General features: G+C 65.4%; 17 protein-coding genes. 12 read left to right on the top strand and 5 right to left on the bottom strand.

The window, feature by feature from the left end:
• Position 1: 1 nt before the first annotated feature.
• The 6 genes from recN (at position 2) to AC1DYL_RS00060 (ending at position 6,205) form a co-directional block, all read left to right on the top strand.
• Positions 2–1,672, top strand: a complete 1,671-nt coding sequence (gene recN, locus AC1DYL_RS00085; RefSeq protein WP_477149036.1) for a DNA repair protein RecN — start codon at positions 2–4, stop codon at positions 1,670–1,672.
• Complete coding sequence (gene ligA, locus AC1DYL_RS00080; protein WP_477171597.1) at positions 1,669–3,885, top strand: NAD-dependent DNA ligase LigA; 2,217 nt, start codon at positions 1,669–1,671, stop codon at positions 3,883–3,885. The genes recN and ligA overlap by 4 nt, the downstream gene beginning before the upstream one ends.
• 22 nt (positions 3,886–3,907) lie before the next feature.
• Complete coding sequence (locus AC1DYL_RS00075; protein WP_477171596.1) at positions 3,908–5,170, top strand: hypothetical protein; 1,263 nt, start codon at positions 3,908–3,910, stop codon at positions 5,168–5,170.
• A gap of 7 nt (positions 5,171–5,177) precedes the next feature.
• The gene (locus tag AC1DYL_RS00070) at positions 5,178–5,633 is read left to right on the top strand and encodes a DUF3828 domain-containing protein (RefSeq protein ID WP_477149039.1); all 456 of its coding nucleotides are present in this window, start codon (positions 5,178–5,180) and stop codon (positions 5,631–5,633) included.
• 80 nt (positions 5,634–5,713) lie between these two features.
• Positions 5,714–5,875, top strand: coding sequence for a hypothetical protein (locus AC1DYL_RS00065; RefSeq protein ID WP_477171595.1), 162 nt, complete (start codon positions 5,714–5,716; stop codon positions 5,873–5,875).
• A 75-nt stretch (positions 5,876–5,950) separates the two neighbouring features.
• Positions 5,951–6,205: a hypothetical protein gene (locus AC1DYL_RS00060; RefSeq protein ID WP_477171594.1), complete on the top strand. Its 255-nt coding sequence runs from the start codon at positions 5,951–5,953 to the stop codon at positions 6,203–6,205.
• Here AC1DYL_RS00060 and AC1DYL_RS00055 read toward each other — a convergent pair.
• Positions 6,202–8,031 (bottom strand): aminopeptidase P family protein, encoded by a 1,830-nt coding sequence (locus tag AC1DYL_RS00055; RefSeq protein ID WP_477171593.1) that lies wholly within the window; start codon positions 8,029–8,031, stop codon positions 6,202–6,204. The genes AC1DYL_RS00060 and AC1DYL_RS00055 overlap by 4 nt on opposite strands.
• Positions 8,032–8,165: 134 nt before the next feature.
• Between AC1DYL_RS00055 and AC1DYL_RS00050 the strand changes: the two genes are divergently transcribed.
• Both AC1DYL_RS00050 and AC1DYL_RS00045 read left to right on the top strand, forming a co-directional pair.
• The gene (locus tag AC1DYL_RS00050) at positions 8,166–8,297 is read left to right on the top strand and encodes a hypothetical protein (RefSeq protein ID WP_477171592.1); all 132 of its coding nucleotides are present in this window, start codon (positions 8,166–8,168) and stop codon (positions 8,295–8,297) included.
• A gap of 137 nt (positions 8,298–8,434) precedes the next feature.
• Positions 8,435–8,569 carry a hypothetical protein gene (locus AC1DYL_RS00045; RefSeq protein WP_257720968.1) on the top strand — a complete coding sequence of 45 codons (135 nt, stop codon included), beginning with the start codon at positions 8,435–8,437 and terminating at the stop codon, positions 8,567–8,569.
• 242 nt (positions 8,570–8,811) lie between these two features.
• Here the strand turns inward: AC1DYL_RS00045 and AC1DYL_RS00040 are convergent, their stop codons facing one another.
• The 3 genes from AC1DYL_RS00040 to cls all read right to left on the bottom strand — a co-directional run bounded on the left by AC1DYL_RS00040 (position 8,812) and on the right by cls (position 11,932).
• Positions 8,812–9,681 carry a 50S ribosomal protein L11 methyltransferase gene (locus AC1DYL_RS00040; RefSeq protein ID WP_477171591.1) on the bottom strand — a complete coding sequence of 290 codons (870 nt, stop codon included), beginning with the start codon at positions 9,679–9,681 and terminating at the stop codon, positions 8,812–8,814.
• Positions 9,682–9,750: 69 nt separating this feature from the next.
• Entirely contained in the window at positions 9,751–10,464 is a 714-nt protein-coding gene (locus AC1DYL_RS00035; protein ID WP_477171590.1) for an endonuclease/exonuclease/phosphatase family protein, read from the bottom strand.
• Between the two features lie 19 nt (positions 10,465–10,483).
• Positions 10,484–11,932, bottom strand: coding sequence for a cardiolipin synthase (cls, locus tag AC1DYL_RS00030; RefSeq protein WP_477171589.1), 1,449 nt, complete (start codon positions 11,930–11,932; stop codon positions 10,484–10,486).
• Between the two features lie 170 nt (positions 11,933–12,102).
• Here cls and AC1DYL_RS00025 point away from each other — a divergent pair, with 170 nt between their 5' ends.
• The 3 genes from AC1DYL_RS00025 (at position 12,103) to AC1DYL_RS00015 (ending at position 14,048) form a co-directional block, all read left to right on the top strand.
• Positions 12,103–13,038 (top strand): DMT family transporter, encoded by a 936-nt coding sequence (locus AC1DYL_RS00025; RefSeq protein ID WP_477149070.1) that lies wholly within the window; start codon positions 12,103–12,105, stop codon positions 13,036–13,038.
• A gap of 13 nt (positions 13,039–13,051) precedes the next feature.
• Positions 13,052–13,513, top strand: a complete 462-nt coding sequence (locus tag AC1DYL_RS00020; RefSeq protein ID WP_477171588.1) for a DUF5680 domain-containing protein — start codon at positions 13,052–13,054, stop codon at positions 13,511–13,513.
• A gap of 82 nt (positions 13,514–13,595) precedes the next feature.
• Positions 13,596–14,048, top strand: a complete 453-nt coding sequence (locus tag AC1DYL_RS00015) for a nuclear transport factor 2 family protein (RefSeq protein WP_477171587.1) — start codon at positions 13,596–13,598, stop codon at positions 14,046–14,048.
• Positions 14,049–14,052: 4 nt separating this feature from the next.
• On the opposite strand, the gene AC1DYL_RS00010 is transcribed toward AC1DYL_RS00015, so the two are convergent.
• Positions 14,053–16,452, bottom strand: coding sequence for an ATP-dependent helicase (locus tag AC1DYL_RS00010; protein WP_477171586.1), 2,400 nt, complete (start codon positions 16,450–16,452; stop codon positions 14,053–14,055).
• Positions 16,453–16,613: 161 nt separating this feature from the next.
• Between AC1DYL_RS00010 and AC1DYL_RS00005 the strand changes: the two genes are divergently transcribed.
• Complete coding sequence (locus tag AC1DYL_RS00005; protein WP_477171585.1) at positions 16,614–18,773, top strand: esterase-like activity of phytase family protein; 2,160 nt, start codon at positions 16,614–16,616, stop codon at positions 18,771–18,773.
• Positions 18,774–19,053: the final 280 nt, after the last annotated feature.

The raw sequence follows: 19,053 nt of genomic DNA, 5'->3' as shown, positions 1-19,053 counted from the left end.
AATGCTCAATGCGCTTTCGGTTCGAAACATCGTCCTGATCGACCAGCTCGATCTCACGCTCGAAGACGGCCTCACCGCACTTACCGGTGAGACCGGCGCCGGCAAGTCCATCCTGCTCGACGCGCTGACGCTGGCGCTTGGTGGCCGCGGCGATGCTTCGCTGGTGCGCACAGGGGCCGAGAGCGGGCAGGTGGTGGCGGTGCTGCAGCTGCCCCGCAACCACCCGGCTCGCGAAGCGCTGCGCGAAAACGCCATCGCCGACGACGAGGACATCATCCTCCGCCGCGTCCAGCTGGCCGACGGCCGCACCCGCGCCTTCATCAACGACCAGCCGGTCTCCGCCGGGCTGCTACAGGCGGTCGGTAAGCTAATCGTCGAAATCCACGGCCAGCACGACGACCGCGCGCTGATCGACGTCGCGACTCACCGGTCCGCGCTCGATGCCTTCGGTGGCCACGAAACCCTCGCCAGCGCCGTCTGGAGCACCTACGAGGCGCTAATCGAGGCCGAGGCGGCCGTAGCCGGCCAGCGCGCCGTGATCGCCGAGGCGATGGCGCGCGAGGAATATGCCCGCCACGTCGTCACCGAGCTCGGCGAGATGCATCTGGAGCCGGGCGAGGAGGAAGTCCTCGCCGAGCGCCGCCAGCGTCTGATGACACTGGAGAAGGCCGCCGAAGAGGTCCGCGACGCCGATGAGATCCTCAACGGCCCGACCGCGCCCGGGCCGGTGCTCGCCGGGCTGATGCGGCGTCTGGTGCGCAAGGCGGATGCCGGCGCGGCGGTATTCCAGCCGATCGTCGAGGCACTCGACACGGCCCTCGTGTCGCTCGATGCCACCTCGGATGCGCTCGAGCTGCTGAAGCGCGACATGGCGTTCGATCCGGCCGATCTCGAAAAGGTCGAGGAACGGCTGTTCGCGCTGCGTGCTGCCGCCCGCAAGCACCACACCACCTGCGACGGGCTGGGCGAGATACTCGCCAAGTACCAGAACGATCTCGACATGCTGCAGAGCGGGGAGACGTCGCTGAAGGCGCTGGAAGTCGCCGCCGAGGCTGCCCGCAGCGCCTATGCCGCCGCGGCAACCGCCCTCAGCAAGGCGCGCGAGAAGGCGTCTGCGGCCCTCACCAAGGCCGTGGAGGCCGAACTGCCTGACCTCAAGCTCGGCGCCGCCAAGTTCATCGTCGACCGCCAGGTCGATCCCGCGCGCGTCGCTGCCTCCGGCCACGACCAGATCGCCTTCCATGTGCAGACCAACCCCGGCACCCAGGCCGGCCCGATCCTGAAAGTGGCGTCGGGCGGCGAACTCAGCCGGTTCCTGCTCGCGCTCAAAGTGGTGCTGGCCGATCGCGGCTCGGCGCCGGTGCTGATCTTTGACGAAATCGACACGGGTGTCGGCGGTGCGGTGGCCGATGCCATCGGCCGCCGGCTGGCGCGACTCGCTGGCAAGGTGCAGGTGCTCACCGTCACCCATGCTCCGCAGGTTGCGGCGCGGGCACAGAGCCACCTGTTGATCGAGAAGCAGGCGATCGAGGAGGGGGCGTTCGTTCGCACCCACGTGCGTCGCCTCGACGGCAAGGCGCGGCAGGAAGAGGTGGCGCGCATGCTGGCCGGCGCCAAGGTCACCGACGAGGCGCGCGCCGCGGCCGGGAAGTTGATTTCGGAGGTATCGTGAGCGAGGCGGAACGTGAGATCGAGAGCTTCTCCGAGGCGGAGGCCAAGGCGGAGCTCGACCGGCTGCACGAGCTGCTGAGCGAGGCCGACCGGGCCTATTTCGAGAACGACGCCCCCGAGATCACCGATGCCGAATACGACGGGCTGAAGCGCCGCTACCAGGCGTTCGAGATCGCCTTCCCACAGCTCAAGCGGCCGGACAGCCTCAGCGACAAGGTCGCCGGCGCGCCGGTCGAGGGTTTCAGCAAGGTCCGGCACGCCGTGCCGATGCTCAGCCTCGCAAAGGCCTATACCGACGAGGACGTGGTCGATTTCATCGAGCGCGGCCGCCGCTTCTTCGAGCGCGACAAGGACCTGAAGCTGGTCTTCACCGCCGAGCCCAAGATCGATGGGCTTTCGGCTTCGCTGCGCTATGAGAACGGCGTGTTCGTCCAGGGCGCCACGCGCGGCGACGGCGCTGTGGGCGAAGACATCACCGCCAATCTCCGGACCATCAAGGACATTCCGCACAAGCTCAAAGGCTCGGGCTGGCCCGCGAGTATCGAAATCCGCGGCGAGGTCTACATGACCATGGCCGAGTTCGAGGCGCTTAAGGCGCGCTCTGCTGCCGTCGGCGGGCAGGAATACGTCAATCCCCGCAACACCGCGGCTGGCTCGCTTCGCCAGAAGGATCCGTCGATCACCGCTAGCCGCAACCTCAAGTTCTTCGCCTACGCTTGGGGAGCGACGACCGTCGAACCGGCGCCGACGCAATATGAGGCGGTACAGAAGTTCGGCGAATGGGGTTTTGCGATCAGCCCGCTGATGGTGCGTGCCAGTTCGATCGACGAACTGGTCGCCCAATACAGGAAGATCGAGGAACTCCGCTCCTCGCTCGGCTACGACATCGACGGCGTGGTCTACAAGGTCGACAATCTCGAGCTACAGCGCCGCTGGGGCTTTTCGAGCGGCGAGCCGCGCTGGGCCGTGGCGCACAAGTTCGCCGCCGAGCAGGCCTTCACCACCGTCCGTGCCATCGACATCCAGGTCGGCCGCACCGGCACTCTCGCACCTGTCGCGCGCCTCGCGCCGGTCGGCGTCGGCGGCGTGGTGGTGGAGAACGTCACCCTCCACAACGAAGACTACATCGCCGGCATCGACTCGACTGGCGCGCCGATCCGCGGCGATGAGCCGATCGACGTCCGCATCGGCGACACGGTGGTAATCCAACGCGCCGGCGACGTGATCCCACAGATCGTCCGCGTGGTGCTCGAAAAGCGCCCGGCCGACGCGGTGCCGTACGAGTTCCCGCATGTCTGCCCCGTCTGCGGCTCGCCCGCGACCCGCGAGCTCAATGAGAAGACCGGCAAGGAAGACTCGCGCCGCCGCTGCACTGGCGAGCTGATCTGCGCCGCCCAGGCGGTCGAGCGGCTGCGCCACTTCGTCTCGCGCGGCGCCATGGATATCGAGGGGCTGGGCGCCGAGAACATCGACCTGTTCTTCAATTCCGGCCTCGTCAAAACCGCTGCCGACATCTTCACGCTGCGCGATCGCCGCCCGGAAGTGCAGCAGGCTTTTGCCGCTCGGCGTGACGAGCAGGCGCGGCTCAGAGAGGAAGCGTCGGGCAAGACCCGGAAGAACGTCCGCAGCGTCGAGGACCGCAGCTTCGAAGGACTAGAGAAGCTGTTCGCTGCCATTGACGCGCGGCGCGAGCCGGAGCTCGATCGCTTCATTTTCGCCCTCGGCATCCGCCACATCGGCGAGACCACGGCGGCGGTGCTGGCCAAGACCTTCTCGACCATCGAGGAACTGATCCGCGTCGGCAAGGAAACGGCCGCTTACGCCGACGACCCGCACTCGGTGTTCCCGTCGGTCGACGGCATTGGCGACACCGTCATCGAGGCGCTGATCGATTTCTTCGGCAACGAGCGCAACGACGACGTACTGGATGCGCTGCTGCTGCAGGTGCACCCGAAGCCGTATGTCGTCACCGTCTCGGCCACCAGCGAGGTGGCGGGCAAGACCGTCGTCTTTACCGGCAGCCTCGAAAAGCTCACCCGCGGCGAAGCCAAGGCGATGGCCGAGCGGCTGGGCGCCAAGGTGGCTGGTTCGGTGTCGAAGAACACAGACATCCTGGTGGCCGGCCCCGGTGCCGGCTCCAAGCTCAAGGATGCCACGGCACTCGGCATCCTTGTTCTCGACGAAGATCAATGGCTTGAGTTGGCTGCCAAATAGCCCAACGCCCTGGAGGATCGGGATGCTGAGACTTGCGATTGTCGCACTCTGTGCGGCGCTTTCACTCCCGGCCCTCGCGGGCGAGGCCGGCGACATCTCGCGCAAGCATCTCTATGCCGGAACGATCGGGCAGGGGCTCACCGAGCTGAAGCCCTTCTACGAGCGGCAGGACATGGAAGGGCGCTTCGGCGTCGGCCTGCTCAGCTTCATCCAGGGCGTCGAGCATTTCGCCCAGGGCCTCTACCGCCACGGCTTCGCCTCGCCCGATGCCGGCCCAATCATGGGCGCGCCGCTGGCCATGCCGGTGCCGGTCAATCCGAACCCCGAGCCGCTCGACTACGACAAGTTCCGCGCCATCCTGCAGCTCCTCGTCGATGACATGGATGCCGCCCGCGACGCGCTGCTCGCCGCAGGCGAGACCGGCGACTATGTCGTGCCGGTCGAGGTGCTGAAGGTCCGCATCGATCTCGACGGCGACGATGCCGGCAGCGAGTCGGAGAGCATCGGCAACGTGCTGAACGCGATGTTCGGTGGCGTGACCGTTCCTGGCCCGTCCGAGCCCAATGCTCCGGCGCCCGTCACGCCGCCCCCACCGGATTCCACCGTCGGCTTCGATCGCGCCGATGCGATCTGGCTGGCGGGCTACTCGCAGATCCTCGCGGCGCAGGCGGATTTCCTCCTCGCCCACGATTTCCGCCAGCTCTTCGACACCACCTTCCACCGGCTTTTCCCGCGCGCCGGCCTGCCGATGCAGGATTACACCACTTCCACCGGCTCGCTAATGCTCGATCCGGCCTCCGACAACGCCATCGCCGATGCGCTGGCCGCCATCCATCACCTCAATTGGCCGGTGGTCGAACCCGACCGGCTGAAGCGCGTCCTCGCGCGCTTCAAGGACATCACGGCGCTGTCGCGGCGGAACTGGGAGGCCATCCTCGCCGAGACCGACGACAACCGCGAGCTGCTACCCAGCCCCAAGCAAACGGGCATCACACCCGACGCAAAGATCACAGACGCCCAGGTGAAAGCCTGGATGGCGACGCTCGACACCGCCGACCAGGTGCTCGACGGCAAGCTGCTCATCCCGCACTGGCGCTTCCATAAGGGTTTCGACCTAAAGGCCTATTTCGAGACAGCCAAGAAGACCGACCTCGTTATGCTGATCACCGGCTACGACGCGCTGCCGTTCCTCAAGGACGGCCCCATCGCCAGCGCCGAGTCGTTCCGCGCCGCCAACGAGGTCTTCGGCGACGCCCTGATCGGCTACGCCTTCTGGTTCAACTGAGGGGTTCATGATGCGCCTATTGATCGCCGTTGCCGCGCTGGTGCTGCTGGGGCAGCCGGCGCTCGCCCAGTCCTCCACCGACGCCCGCGCGGCAGTTGAAGCGGTGTATGCGGTCTATGGGCCGGCGCAGATCTACCCTGATGACCCGCGCCCCTTTCGCTCTGAGCGCCTCAACTCGCTCTACGACAAGGATGCCGCGGAAGCGAACGGCGAGATTGGCCGAATCGATTTCGATCCGTTCGTGAACGGCCAAGACTTCCAGCTCGATAAGCTAGAGGTCGGAGAAGCTTACTATGCCGGTGGCAGGGCTGTGGTCAGGGTCACGTTCGAGAACATGGGCACTCCCAATGAACTCGGCTTCCTCCTGGTCAACGAGGACGGCTGGAAGGTCGACGACGTCTGGGGCGGCAGCGCCGACTACAGCTACGATCTGCTCGATATCCTGCAGGCGCCGCTGCCATGATTGCGGCACGGCGCAGCCCTTAATGCGCCCAAACCGCTTGCTAGCCCGAGACCATCGAAATCGGGCACGACGGGGCGGTCATGCGGCGCATCATTGCAAGTCTTTTGCTGATCCTCGGCTTCACGGGCGCATCGAGTGCCTATGACAGTCCGAAGTCGCTGGTGGAGGCGATCTACCAGCCCTACAGCGCCGGCCAGAAGCACGAGGACGGGCTCGAGAAGTTCTACTCGCTGCGCCTCTAGGACCTCTATGCCGCCAACCTCGAGCGCCAGAGCGTCGACCAGAAGGGCGCCGCCGTCGATCCCGATGCGCCCGACATGCTGGCGTTCGATCCGTTCATCGAGGGTCAGAACTCGCTGCTGATGGACGTCGTCATCGGCGAGCCAGTGATCACCGGCGATCGCGCCGTCTCCACTGTCAGCTTCCACAACTTCGACCACCTGAGCCTCATCAGCGTCGCCATGGTGCGCGAAGCCGATGGGTGGAAGGTCGATGATGTGGCGTCCCTCGCCGGCAGCCAGAACTGGTTGCTGTCCTGGCTGCTGCAATACGATCCGTTCGGCGTGAACTAGATCTCCCGCGTGGCCTCCTTCAGCCACCCCTTGACCTCGCCCTTCAGTAGCGGCCCGATCTCCTTGAACACGCGCTTGTGGTAGGCGTTGAGCCAGGCCTTTTCGGGCCCGGTCAGCTGCTTTTCGTTGATCAGCCGCAGGTCGATCGGCACCAGCGTCAGCGTCTCGAACTCGAGGAACTTGCCCTCGCCGAGTTCACTCTCCTGCACCACCAGCAGGTTCTCGATGCGGATGCCGTAAGCGCCCGCCTTGTAGTAGCCCGGCTCGTTCGAGGTGATCATTCCCGCTTCGAAAGGCACTGAGTAGCGGCTCGATATGCCGATCGGACCTTCGTGCACCGAGAGGAAGGCGCCGACGCCATGGCCGGTGCCGTGGTTGTAGTTGATGCCATCCTCCCACAGGAACTGCCGGGCCAGCACGTCGATCTGGCTGCCGTTGGTGCCCTTGGGGAACCGCACCATCGAAATCGCCATCATGCCGCGCAGCACGCGGGTGAAGCGGTCCTTCTGCTCGGCCGTCGCCTTGCCCGTGAACATGGTGCGGGTGATGTCCGTCGTCCCCGACAGATACTGCGCGCCCGAATCCACCAGCATCAGCTCGCCCGGCTTCAGCTGCCGGTTAGTCTTCTCGTCGACGCGATAGTGGATCACGGCGCCGTTGGAGCCCGCCCCGGAGATGGTGTCGAAGCTGATGTCGACGAGGCTCGATTCCTCGCGCCGAAAGCTCTCCAGCGCCGTCGCGATGCCGATCTCGTCGAGTTTGCCCGTCGGCGCCTCATGGTCGAACCAGTGGAGGAACTTCGCCATCGCCACGCCGTCGAGCTTATGCGCCTCGCGCATGCCGGCGAGCTCGGCGTCGTTCTTCTTCGCCTTGGGCAGCAGCACCGGATCGCGCTTTTCGACCAGCGTGGCCTCGCTGACGCCGCTGATCGCCTGCACCACGGCTACCGGCACCGTCGCCGGGTCGAGCATCACGCGCTTATCGCCGGCGCCGAGCTTGCGCAGCGCCGCGACCATGGTCTTCACGTCGGCGACCTTCGCCAACCCTTCCAACCCCTGCCGGAGTTCGGGGGTGATCTTGTCCTTGTCGAAGAACAGGGTCGGCATGCCGGACTTCGGCACCAGCGCGAAGCACAGCACCACCGGCACGTTGGGCACGTCGCGGCCGCGCAGGTTGAACAGCCAGTTGATCGATTCCGGCACCGTCAGCACGAGTGCATCGGCACTGTCCTCGCCCATGCTGGCGCGAATCTCGGCCAGCTTGTCCGGCGCGGTCTTGCCGGCGCGGTTGTGGCCGAGGAACTCGATCGGCGCGTTCGGCGGGGCAGGGCGGTCCTTCCAGGTGCGGTCGATCAGGTTGGACACCGGCACCAGCGTCGCCTTGGCGGCGAGCTTCTTTTCGAGGTCGGCGATCTCGCTGGGGGTATGCAGCCACGGGTCGAACCCGAGCTTGCCGCCCTTGGGCACGAACTCGGCGATCTTGGGCGAATGTCCGCCCTGCGCCGCTTCCAGCACGGTGATCAGCTTGGTGTCGGTCTGCGCCGGCGCCTGCAGCGTATAGCGTCCATCGACGAACAGCGCCGCCTTGCGGCTGCCGATGATGGCGAGGCCTGCCGAACCGGTGAAGCTGGTCACATAGGCCAGCCGCGCCTCGCTCGCCGGCACCGACTCGCCGCGATGCGCATCGGTGCGCGGCACGAGGAACGCATCGATCCCCGCGTCGCGCATCTCAGCCCGCAGCGCCTTGAGGCGCGGGGCGACGGTCTTGGGGTCGGTGCGGCTGTCGAAGGTCTGGTAGACGGTCGGGGCGAAGGCGCTGTCGGTCATGATGAATTTGCCGGGAAAAGGAATGGCGCGGACCCTAACAGAGCCAATTGCAGTTCCCAAGCCGCGGTTCGCGTTCATTCCCGGTTCAGCGGTAGGCAGGCATTGGATCGCCGGGGCTCTTAAGGAGCATCGACATGAATGAACGAAAGACCCTGTTCCGCCGCGTCTTCGAATCGATGATGGAAGGCCGCACGCAAGCCGCGCAGCGCTACATCACCGAGTACCTGAAAGCGCACAAGGCGGCTTTCGACGACCAGCGGATCTGAGCGATTCATCCGTTGTTAACGCGCCCTGCATCTTTGGCATGGCTGCCTTTCGCAACAAGGACTTACCGGACCGATCGGTCCGGACTATCTACTGATCGTGGCAGAATGGCCACTTGAGAAGGAACCGGGAGAACACGATGCCCGAGAGCAAGAACGATTTCCGCAAGGCGCTCGGCAGCGTCATCGAAGCGCGGGGCCGCGAGGCCACCCGTAGCGTCGGTCGCAGCCGCGAGCACCTGCTGCTCGGCGCGCTCACCAAGCGCCCGAACTAAGACCGACGCGCGTTGGCGCGGGGTTTGGACTATCCGTTTTGAGGAGTCCCCGGATCGCAAGGTCCGGGGACTTTGCTTTGCCCGAACGTCGGTGGCTCCGCACCCCCACCTTCATTCCCTCCCCACAAGGGGGAGGGAAGCCGATCGAGTTCGCTGCGCTGCCGCGGTTCTTGCTTCTCCCTCCCCCTTGTGGGGAGGGATTAAGGGTGGGGGTGGGAAGCCCGTAACGCTTCAGCAGCGCCTCAAACCCGCTCCAGCACCAGCGTCGTCCATTCCTTCTTCACGATGCGCTGTCGCAGTACGAGTCCCTGCCGCGAATACGCAGTGATCACCCGGTTCGCCTGGGTATTCAGAATCCCCGAGAGGATCACCGTAGCGCCTATGCCCGCCATCTTCCGCATCCCCGGCGCCAGCGCGACCAGCGGTCCGGCGAGGATGTTGGCGACGATCATGTCGTATGGCGCGCTGGCGGCGATCTGCCGATGCTCCAGGCCCGTCGCCTCGATGGCGATGATGTAGCGGCCGACGCCATTGTCGCGCGCGTTCTCCACCGTGGTCGTCACGGCGATTGGGTCGATATCGCTCGCCAGAACCGGCAGGTGCGTGCGCTTCGCCAGCGCAATCGCCAAGACGCCGGTGCCGGTGCCCACGTCCAGCATCGAGCGGAAGCGCTTGCGCTTCAGCGCCTTGTCGATGGCTTCGAGACAGCCCGTCGTCGTCTCATGATGTCCGGTGCCGAAGGCCTGCGCCGCGTCGATGCGGATGGCGGTGAGGCCTGATGGGGCAGGGTGCTCTTCGTGGCTGCCATGCACGTAGAAGCCGCCGGCGACCACCGGCTGCAGCCCCTCGAGCGACTTCGCCACCCAGTTGACGGTCGGGTCGATCGCCTCCACCGCAAAGCTCACGTCGCCGCCCAGCGTTTCGCGGGCAATGGCGTTGAACGCCTCGAGGTCGGGCTCGCTGGTGCACGTCGCCTCGAACACCCACTCCCCGCTGTCCGCGTCCTCGTGCGCCGAGGCGGTCACCGCGATGTCCTCGCGCGCCATCACGGCGTCGACCAGCGCATAGGCCTGGTCCTTGGTGAGCGGAGTAGAGAGTTGCGAGAGCGTCATGGGAAATGTCCTGTTCGCCGCTGTTTCGGGGCAGCAGCGCCGTAAGTCAATGGCTGGCAACCGTCAGCCTTAAGCAGCCGCTTCCGCGCGATCCAGCGATAGCGTCGCCCAGACCGGAAGGTGGTCCGAGCCGGTGCGAGCCAGTGCCGATTGGTGCACGCCCGCTGCCTCGAGCCGGAAGTCGCGGCTGGTGATGATGCGGTCGAGCTGCAGCATCGGGCGGCGGGAATGGAAGCTCGGCCCGAGCGGGATCACGTCGTGGTGCCGACCGAACGCCTGCAGGCACTTACCGTCCTCGGCCCACTGGTTGAGATCGCCCATGATCACGGTGGGCATGTGCTCCTCGAGCTTTTCGAGGTGCGCCACGATGGCGTCGGCCTGCTTCATACGCGAGTTGCCGAGCAGACCCAGGTGCATGCCGACGACGCGCATGGCGATGCCGCCGATGATTACGTCGGCCATCACTGCGCCGCGCGGCTCGAACGCCGGCAGTTCGATGCGCTGCGGGTTGCGCACCTCGATGCCCTTCTTCACCAGCAGCACGTTGCCGTGCCAGCCAAGGCTCTGCTCGCGGATGCCGAAGCGCACCGGCATGTAGTTGGTGAAGTCGACGATCAGGTCGGGGGAGATCGTCGTCGCGCGCTCGCCGAACCGGCGGTCCACTTCCTGCAGCGCCACGATGTCGGCATCGACCTCGGCGAGGATCTTCATGATGCGCTCGGGCTGGCGGCGCCGGTCGGTGCCGATGCTCTTCCTGATATTGTATGAGGCGAACTTGACCATTTGAACCGGGGACTGGGGCCTACAGGATGGGTGAGAACAGGCGGGCGGCCTGCGAGATGAAGCGCGGGATCGGGTGCCGCTTCAGCACCTCCTCCTTGGTCACCTGCCGGCAGTTGGCGAAATCGGCTTCCAGCATCTTCTCCACGGCTCTGATGACGTTGCCGTCGGGCATCCACACCGTCATCTCGAAATTGATGGCGAACGAGCGATTGTCGAAGTTCACCGTGCCAACGGTGGCGATCTTGTCATCCATCAGCAGCACCTTCTGGTGCAGGAACCCCTTCTCGTAACGGTAGATGGCGATATCGTGTTCCACCATGGCGTCGGCATGGGCATTGCTCGCAAGCCAGACCAGCATGTGGTCGGGCTTGGCCGGCAGCATGATGCGGACGTCGACGCCGCGCAGGATCGCCGCATAGAGCGCGGTGCGCATGTCGGTGTCCGGCACGAAATACGGGCTCACCACCCATAGCCGCTTCTGCGCCTGGCCAATGACGTCGACGAAGGCGATGGCGCAGGCCTCGAGCTTGTCGGCGGGCCCGGTTGCCATCACCAGTGCCGAAACGTCACCGGGCTCCTCCACCGGGTTCGGCAACGGCACTTCCAGCACTTCGCCGGTGGCCCAGAGCCAGTCTTCCTGGAAGATCAGCGCCACGGACGAAGCAGCCGGTCCTTCCAGCTTGAGCTGGGTATCGCGCCAGGCACCGTAGCGGGTGTCCTCGCCGAGATACTCGACGCCGATATTGGCCCCGCCGGTCCACGCGACCTTGCCGTCCACCACCACGGATTTGCGGTGGTTGCGGTAGTTGATCCGCATGGGTCCGAACAGCCTCAGGAACTTGTGGCGGTGGTTGAAGCCGTAGATCCTTACGCCCCCGGCCCACAGCCGGTCCTTGTACTCCCTGGACAGTCCGCTGCTGCCGACGTCGTCGTACAGCATGTAGACCGCCACGCCCTTCCTGACGCTTTCCAGCAGGGCCGCCGCCAGCCGTTGACCCAACGGGTCGGCCCTGAGGATGTAGAACTGCACGAAGATGTAGGTCTTGGCCGCCGCGATCCCCTCGAAGATCGACTCGAAGGTCGCGTCGCCGTCGACCAGCAGTTCAGCCTTGTTGCCCGCGAGGAACGGCATGCCGGCAGCGCGACGCTGCACCGGCCATTCAGCGCCGGCCTCTCGGTCGATCACGGCCAGATCTTCGCTGCGGATCAGACGCGAGGCGCGCACCTGCATGCGGGTCTGGGCGTAACTGTCGAAGTGCTTCCAGCCGAACACCAGATAGATGATGGTGGTGGGGAACGGGAGGAACGCCAGCGACACCAGCCACGCGATCGAGCCCTGCGAGGTCCGCGACACGCTGATCTCGCGCACGGCGCAGATCAGCGCGATGGCATACAGGCCCGCCAGCACCATCGCGATGATGGGGATGCTCTCGACAACGGTCTCGACCGCTTCGGTCATGTCGGTCATAGGCGCCCCACGATCGAGCTAAGACTAAAATCCAACGCCGTTCGGATAGCCAGTCCCCTTCGCCACGCGATCAACTGTTGCACGCCACGGCGAAGCTCGCGAATGTAGCGGGCGGATCGTTATCGTCCGCTTTCCCGCCGTTCGAAAGATTTGCCCTCGTGTCGACGCTCATGCCCACGCCCCCCGATAACGCCATGGCGGGGATTGGGTTCAAGCTCAGCTCGGTGTGCGTGTTCCTGGGCATGTCGAGCCTCATCAAGGCCTCCGACGATATCCCGGCCGGGGAACTGGTGTTCTTTCGCTCGTTCTTCGCCATCCTGCCGATCCTCGTCTATCTCATCGCCCGCGGCGAGCTCGGTGTCGGACTGAAGACCCGTCACCCGGTCAGCCATCTGTGGCGCGGCCTCGTTGGCACCGGCGGCATGGCCTTCGGCTTTTATGCGCTGACCCAGCTGCCGCTGCCCGAAGCGATCGCCATCAGTTACGCGACACCGCTGCTGATCGTGGTGTTCAGCGCCGTGTTCTATCACGAGGTGGTGCGGCTCTATCGCTGGAGTGCGGTGCTGGTCGGCCTCGTCGGCGTCATCATCATCATCTGGCCGCGCCTCACGGTGTTCTCCGGCGGGCTCGAGAACATGAGCAGCGCCACACTCGGCGCCGTCTCGGCGCTGATCGCCGCCTGCTTTGCAGCGACCGCCATGATGCTGGTGCGCAAGCTCGTCCAGACCGAGCGCTCCGCCACCATCGTGCTCTATTTCTCGATCGCCTCCTCGATCATCGGCCTCTGCTCGATGCCGTTCGGCTGGCTGATGCCGACCCCAGAGCAGTTCGCGCTGCTGGTCGGCGCCGGCATCTTCGGCGGCATCGGCCAGATCCTCCTCACCGAGTCCTACCGCCACGCCGACATGTCGGTGGTCGCCCCGTTCGAATATGCCTCGCTGATCCTCTCGGTGATCATCGGCTACATCTTCTTCAAGGACATCCCGACGATCGAGATGCTGGTCGGCGGCCTGATAGTCGTCGGCTCGGGCCTGTTCATCATCTACCGCGAGCACAAGCTGGGGATCGAACGGAGGAAGGCCGGGGAAGTCAGTCCGCCACAATGAGGATCGAAGCCCAATGGACACTGCCACCCTCGACCGGTTCATCGTTCTCGCCAAGCGCCAGACTTACGTCGGCGGCGGCGCGAAGGTCGCCTCGAGCCGCACCGGCTCGCACGACCTCACCTTCGCCGATGGCGATTGGTCCTATCGCGACAGCTATTTCGGCGGCACCGATTTTCTCGGACAGGAAACTGTCTGGTTACGCGACGAGCCGGTCTGGGCGATGAACTACTATGGCTACATCCTGCGCCCGGACCTCATCGACGCCCACCGCGCCGGGGCCACCATCAAGTCGGCGCTTTCGGCCATGTACGCGGAGGGCCGCTTCCTCGGCGGCTTCGAATGGACCGGACCACACGGCACCTACCGCGACAGCTCGACTGGCGATGCCGCGCACTTTCACGGACGCGAGGTGATCGAGGTCGGCGGCGTGGAGGCCTACGTGCTGGACTACTTTGGCGGCCTGGTGCGGCCCTAGTCGTTCACGGGGCGGGGGAGGTCAGTCCGCCGCAGTGAATTTCGGCGACGTTGCGCTACGATCGGCCGCAAGGAGAGTCTCAATGTACCACGCCATCGTCCGACGGGTGATCAGGTCCTTGTTCGACGCGGTGAATCGCGGCGACTCGCAGCCGGTGCTCGATGCCTTCGCTCAGCAGTTCGAGCACGTCTTTCTCGGCGGCAGCGCACTCGGAGGACGGCGAACCTCAATTGAGAGCACGAAAGCCTGGTACGGCCGACTCTATCGCCTCATGCCGGACATCCACTTCGACATCGACAGCATCGCGGTCAGCGGAACACCCTGGAACACGCAGGCGGTCGTCAGGTGGTGCGAGCGCAACTCGGGAACGGATGGTGTCGTGACGACGAATGCGGGCATCCACGCAGTGCACATCAGGTGGGGCAAGATGACCAGCCTGGTGATCTGCCCCGACACCGTGCTGGTCATCGCTACGCTCGACCGCCTTGCCGCCATCGGCGTGAGCGAGGCCCATGCCGCGATGATCGAAGGATAGCGCCCTACGGCTTCTGCACGAAGCTCTCGAGCACCTTCTTCCGGCCCGCCTTCTCGAACTCGATCGTCAGCTTGTTGCCCTCGATCTGCTCGATCCGGCCATAGCCGAACTTCAAGTGGAACACCCGCTCGCCGACCGAATAGGCCGAGCCGCGACCGTCGTCGACCGAGCGGGCGACGAGGTCGCCGTCGATGGTCAGCGGGCCCGCCGATTTGCGGGACGAGGCCTGCGCCCGGGCACGCTGCCAGCCGGGCGTTTCGTAGACCGAGTCAAACGGGTCGCGAGTGTCGAAGCGACCGCCGCCCGAGCGCCCGCCATAGCCGTAGCCTCCGTAGGCCGAGCCGGTGTCCTTCACCTCGACGGCCGCCGCCGGCAGTTCGTCGAGGAAGCGCGACGGGATCGCCGCCTGCCACAGCCCGTGCGTTAGCCGGTTCTGCGCCACCGAGACACGCAAGCGCTTCCGGGCGCGGGTCAGCCCGACATAGGCGAGCCGGCGCTCTTCCTCGAGCCCGGCGCGGCCGAGTTCGTCGAGCGTGCGCTGGCTCGGGAACAGCCCTTCCTCCCAGCCCGGGAGGAACACCGTGTTGAACTCCAGCCCCTTGGCCGAGTGCAGCGTCATGATCGAAACCGCGTCGTCGGCCTCGCCGGTATCGCGGTCCATGACCAGCGAGACGTGCTCGAGGAAGCCGCCGAGCGAGTCGAACTCGCCCATCGAGTTCACCAACTCCTTCAGGTTTTCGAGACGGCCCTCGGATTCGGCAGATTTGTCGTTCTGCCACATCTCGGTGTAGCCCGACTCGTCGAGGACCTGCTGAGCCAGCGCGACATGCGGCGGGTCTTTGCGCACGGGCGACCCTGGACCGCTCTCGATCTCGTCATCCGAAGAAATCGCCCGGGCGCGTTGCCCCCAATCGTCGAACTGGTCCATCAGCTGCCGAAGCGTAGTCCGCTGCTTGGGCTTCAGCTCCTCGGTCTGCACCAGCATCCGCACCGCCGCGACCAGCGAAGTGCCCTGGCGCCGCGCCGCGTCGTAGAGGATCTGGAGCGTCGAATCCCCCAGCCCGCGCTTAGGCGTGTTGACGATGCGCTCGAAGGCGAGGTCGTCGTTGGGGTTCCACACCAACCGCAGGTAAGCCAGCGCATCGCGGATTTCCTTCCGCTCGTAAAAGCGCGGGCCGCCGATGACGCGGTAGTTGAGCCCCAGCGTTATGAAGCGCTCTTCGAAAGCGCGCATCTGGTGCGAAGCGCGCACCAGGATAGCCATCGAGTTCAGCTCCTCGCCCTGGCGCTGCAACTGCTCGATCTCCTCGCCGACCTGCCGGGCTTCCTCATCGGAATCCCATACCGAGGTGACCATCACCAATTCGCCCGGCTCGCCGACGTCGGTCTGCAGGGTCTTGCCCAGCCGGCTCTCATTGTTGGCGATGAGGTGCGAGGCGGCGGCGAGAATGTTCGAGGTCGAGCGGTAGTTGCGCTCCAGCCGGATCACCTTGGCGCCCGGAAAGTCCTTCTCGAAGCGCAGGATGTTGTCCACCTCGGCGCCACGCCAGCCGTAGATCGACTGGTCGTCATCGCCCACCACGCAGAGGTTGGCCTCCGGCGCGGGCTTCCCCTGTGCCAGCAGCCGCAGCCACAGGTACTGCGCGACGTTCGAATCCTGGTATTCGTCGACGAGGATGTACTTGAAGCGCCGATGGTATTCGGCCAGCACATCCGGGTTCTCGCGGAACAGCTTGATGCACAGCAGCAGCAGGTCGCCGAAGTCGGTGGCGTTCAGCGTCGCCAGCCGGTTCTGGTACTGCTGGTAAAGGTCCGGTATCCGGCCATTGGCGAAGGCCGAGCGATCGGCCATCGACACGTCGGCCGGCAGCAGGCCCCGGTTCTTCCAGTTGTCCATCATCCCGGCGAATTGCTTGGCGGGCCAGCGCTTCTCGTCGATATTGGCCGCTTCCAGCAGCTGCTTGATCAGCCGGATCTGGTCGTCGGTATCGAGAATGGTGAAATCCGAGCGCAGCCCCACCAGCTCGGCATGCCGCCGCAGCAGCCGGGCGCCGATCGAATGGAAGGTGCCGAGCCACGGCATGCCCTCGACGCCTTCGCCGACCAGCTTGCCGATGCGCTCCTTCATCTCGCGCGCTGCCTTGTTGGTGAAGGTCACCGACAGGATCTCGGAGGGCCAGGCCTTCTTCGAGTTCAGGATATGTGCGATGCGCGTCGTCAACACCCGCGTCTTGCCGGTGCCGGCGCCGGCAAGCACCAGCAGCGGACCCTCGGTGGTCAGCACGGCGTCGCGCTGCTCCTCGTTGAGGCCCTTCAGGTAATCGGGCGCGCCTGCTCCCCGGCCGAATTGGCTGGTGATCGACCCGGCAGCAGGCCGGTCGAGGCGATGCGGTTCGGCTGGCATATGGGAATGACGAATCCTGTTTCGTTCTCGTTTGCGAATATAGGGAGTGACGCACGCGATGTATATGCGCGGGGGTCCGTCACAGTTCTGTCATGGCACCGTCACGTGGCCGTAGTCCGGCGTGCCTAAGCCGAAGCCCTGAATTTCAGGGGACGCCAAAAATGCATTTCAAATCCATTCTCCTTGGCCTCACGGTCGGCCTGCTCGCCACGTCCGCCTATGCCGCGCCGGTGTTCAACCGCATCGCCAGCTTCCCGGTCGAACTGAACAGCCCCGAGGCCAAGGTGACCTCGGCGGAAATCGTCACCGCGTCCGAAGACGGCATGACGCTGGTCTATTCCGACAGCCCGGCCGGTGGCATCGGCTTCGTCGACATCACCGACCCCAAGGCCCCGAAGGCCGCCGGCTTCCTCGCCCTCGACGGCGAACCCACCTCGGTGACCATCGTCGGCACCAAGGTCTACGCCGCGGTCAATACCTCGGAGAGCAAGGCCAATCCGTCCGGCAAGCTGGTCGTCGTCGACCTCACCACCAAGGCCATCGAGGCCACCGTCGATCTCGGTGGCCAGCCTGATTCAATCACTCACAATGCCGCTGGCACGCTGCTCGCCATCGCCATCGAGAATGAGCGCGACGAGGAAGTGAACGACGGCGACATCCCGCAACTGCCCGCCGGCTATCTCGTCGTCCTGTCGATCACCGGTGGCGCCCTCGATCCGGAGAGCCTCGAGAAGGTCGATCTCACCGGCATCGCGGCTGTGGCCGGCGATGATGCGGAGCCGGAATTCGTCGCCATCAACGGCCTCGACGAGATCGCGCTGACGCTGCAGGAAAACAACGAGATCGTCATCATCGACGGCAAGACCGGCACGGTGAAGTCGCACTTCTCGGCTGGCACCGTCAGCCTCGAAGGCATCGACACCAAGAAGGACGGCGCCCTCAAGTTCACCGGCAAGATGGAAGACGTCGCCCGTGAGCCCGACGCCGTGAAATGGCTCGATGACAACCGCCTGGTCGTCGCCAACGAAGGCGACTGGAAGGGGGGCTCGCGCAGCTTCACCATCTTCAACAAGGACGGCACCGTCGCCTACGAGAGCGGCCCGTCCATGGAACTCGAGGCGGCTCGCCTCGGACATTATCCGGAAGCGCGCAACAAGAAGGGCGTCGAGCCCGAGGGTCTCGATGCAGCGACCTTCGGCGAGGACAAGCTGTTCTTCGTTGCGCAGGAGCGCTCCTCGCTGGTTGCCATCTACAAGGACACCGGCGCCGAGCCGGAATACCTGCAGTCGCTGCCGTCGGGCATCTCGCCGGAAGGCCTCGTCGCCATCCCGTCGCGTAACCTTCTGGCTACGGCTAACGAGGTCGACCTGCGGGCCGACGGCCTCGCCGGTTCGCATGTCATGCTCTATGAGCGAGCCGAAGGCGAAGCTGCCTATCCGCAGTTGATCTCCGATCTCGATGCCGACGGTCACCCGATCGGCTGGGCCGCCATCTCGGGCGCCGTCGCCGATGCTGAAAAGCCCGGCATCCTCTACGCCGTGAGCGATAGCGTGCTGTCCGCTGCCCCGGCGATCTACGAGATCGACGCCACCGCCAAGCCGGCGAAGATCGTCAAGAAGACCATCATCACCCGTGGCGGCGATGCCGCGCAGAAGCTCGACCTCGAAGGCATCACCCTCGATGGCGAGGGCGGCTTCTGGGTGGCCTCGGAAGGCCGCAGCGACAAGCTGACACCGCATGCGCTCTACCACGTCGATGCCGACGGCAAGATCGCTGAGGAAGTGGCGTTCCCCGAAAAGCTGCTGCCGAGCGAGATCCGCTTCGGCGCGGAAGGTGTCACCAAGGTCGGCGATACCCTCTGGGTCGCCATCCAGCGCGAATGGAAGGACGATCCGGCGGGGCAGGTGAAGCTGCTCGGCTATAACCTCAAGGACAAGGCCTGGTCGGCCGTCCGCTACCCGCTCGACGCCCCGGCCGATGGCGCCTGGAACGGCGTCTCCGAGATCACTGCGCACGGCGACTACGTCTACATCATCGAGCGCGACAACCAGATCGCCGAGAAGGCCAAGCTGAAGAAGCTCTACCGTGTCCCCGTCTCGGCCCTCGTCGGCGCCGAAATCGGCGGTGAGTTGCCGGTCGTCAGCAAGGAGGAAGTCCGCGACCTGATCTCGGACCTCGCCCTGAGCAACGGCTACGTGGTCGACAAGGTCGAGAGCTTCGCCATCGATGCAGCCGGCACCGGCTTCGTCATCACCGACAACGACGGCGTCGCCGACTCCTCGGGCGAGACCCTGTTCTGGTCCGTCGGCACCATCGAATAACCGAACAAGCCTCCTGCTCGCGGGGCTTAGGGGCCGGTTCCGAAAGGACCGGCCCCGCTTGCTTTTGGGTGGAACACCCACCCGCCACCGAGGTTGGCTCGATGGTCCCCCAAACTCGATGCGGCACCCCCCCCCTCTGACGGGGGGATGGATGGGGGTGAGCGGAGCCACAATCGTGAGGCCGGGCAAGGCGTTGCGAGAATCTTGCGCCGATCTATCCCCCCGCTCCCCACCCATGCGATTCTCCCCCCATCCGCTGCACCGAAGCGAGATCATGACG

The organism is Devosia sp. P1_H9, from assembly GCF_056405135.1.
The sequence above is the reverse complement of the archived record's forward strand: the minus strand, read 5'-3'. Positions and strand labels throughout refer to the sequence as shown.

Bases quoted from the DNA above. Each gene is read 5' to 3' on its own strand.
- recN (WP_477149036.1), top strand. From the start codon at position 2: ATGCTCAATGCGCTTTCGGTTCGAAACATCGTCCTGATCGACCAGCTC.
- AC1DYL_RS00040 (WP_477171591.1), bottom strand. From the start codon at position 9,681: ATGACGCTCTCGCAACTCTCTACTCCGCTCACCAAGGACCAGGCCTAT.
- AC1DYL_RS00025 (WP_477149070.1), top strand. From the start codon at position 12,103: ATGCCCACGCCCCCCGATAACGCCATGGCGGGGATTGGGTTCAAGCTC.
- AC1DYL_RS00015 (WP_477171587.1), top strand. From the start codon at position 13,596: ATGTACCACGCCATCGTCCGACGGGTGATCAGGTCCTTGTTCGACGCG.
- AC1DYL_RS00020 (WP_477171588.1), top strand. From the start codon at position 13,052: ATGGACACTGCCACCCTCGACCGGTTCATCGTTCTCGCCAAGCGCCAG.
- AC1DYL_RS00065 (WP_477171595.1), top strand. From the start codon at position 5,714: ATGCGGCGCATCATTGCAAGTCTTTTGCTGATCCTCGGCTTCACGGGC.
- AC1DYL_RS00035 (WP_477171590.1), bottom strand. From the start codon at position 10,464: ATGGTCAAGTTCGCCTCATACAATATCAGGAAGAGCATCGGCACCGAC.
- AC1DYL_RS00005 (WP_477171585.1), top strand. From the start codon at position 16,614: ATGCATTTCAAATCCATTCTCCTTGGCCTCACGGTCGGCCTGCTCGCC.
- AC1DYL_RS00045 (WP_257720968.1), top strand. From the start codon at position 8,435: ATGCCCGAGAGCAAGAACGATTTCCGCAAGGCGCTCGGCAGCGTCATC.
- cls (WP_477171589.1), bottom strand. From the start codon at position 11,932: ATGACCGACATGACCGAAGCGGTCGAGACCGTTGTCGAGAGCATCCCC.
- AC1DYL_RS00075 (WP_477171596.1), top strand. From the start codon at position 3,908: ATGCTGAGACTTGCGATTGTCGCACTCTGTGCGGCGCTTTCACTCCCG.
- AC1DYL_RS00055 (WP_477171593.1), bottom strand. From the start codon at position 8,031: ATGACCGACAGCGCCTTCGCCCCGACCGTCTACCAGACCTTCGACAGC.
- AC1DYL_RS00060 (WP_477171594.1), top strand. From the start codon at position 5,951: ATGCTGGCGTTCGATCCGTTCATCGAGGGTCAGAACTCGCTGCTGATG.
- AC1DYL_RS00050 (WP_477171592.1), top strand. From the start codon at position 8,166: ATGAATGAACGAAAGACCCTGTTCCGCCGCGTCTTCGAATCGATGATG.
- AC1DYL_RS00010 (WP_477171586.1), bottom strand. From the start codon at position 16,452: ATGCCAGCCGAACCGCATCGCCTCGACCGGCCTGCTGCCGGGTCGATC.
- AC1DYL_RS00070 (WP_477149039.1), top strand. From the start codon at position 5,178: ATGATGCGCCTATTGATCGCCGTTGCCGCGCTGGTGCTGCTGGGGCAG.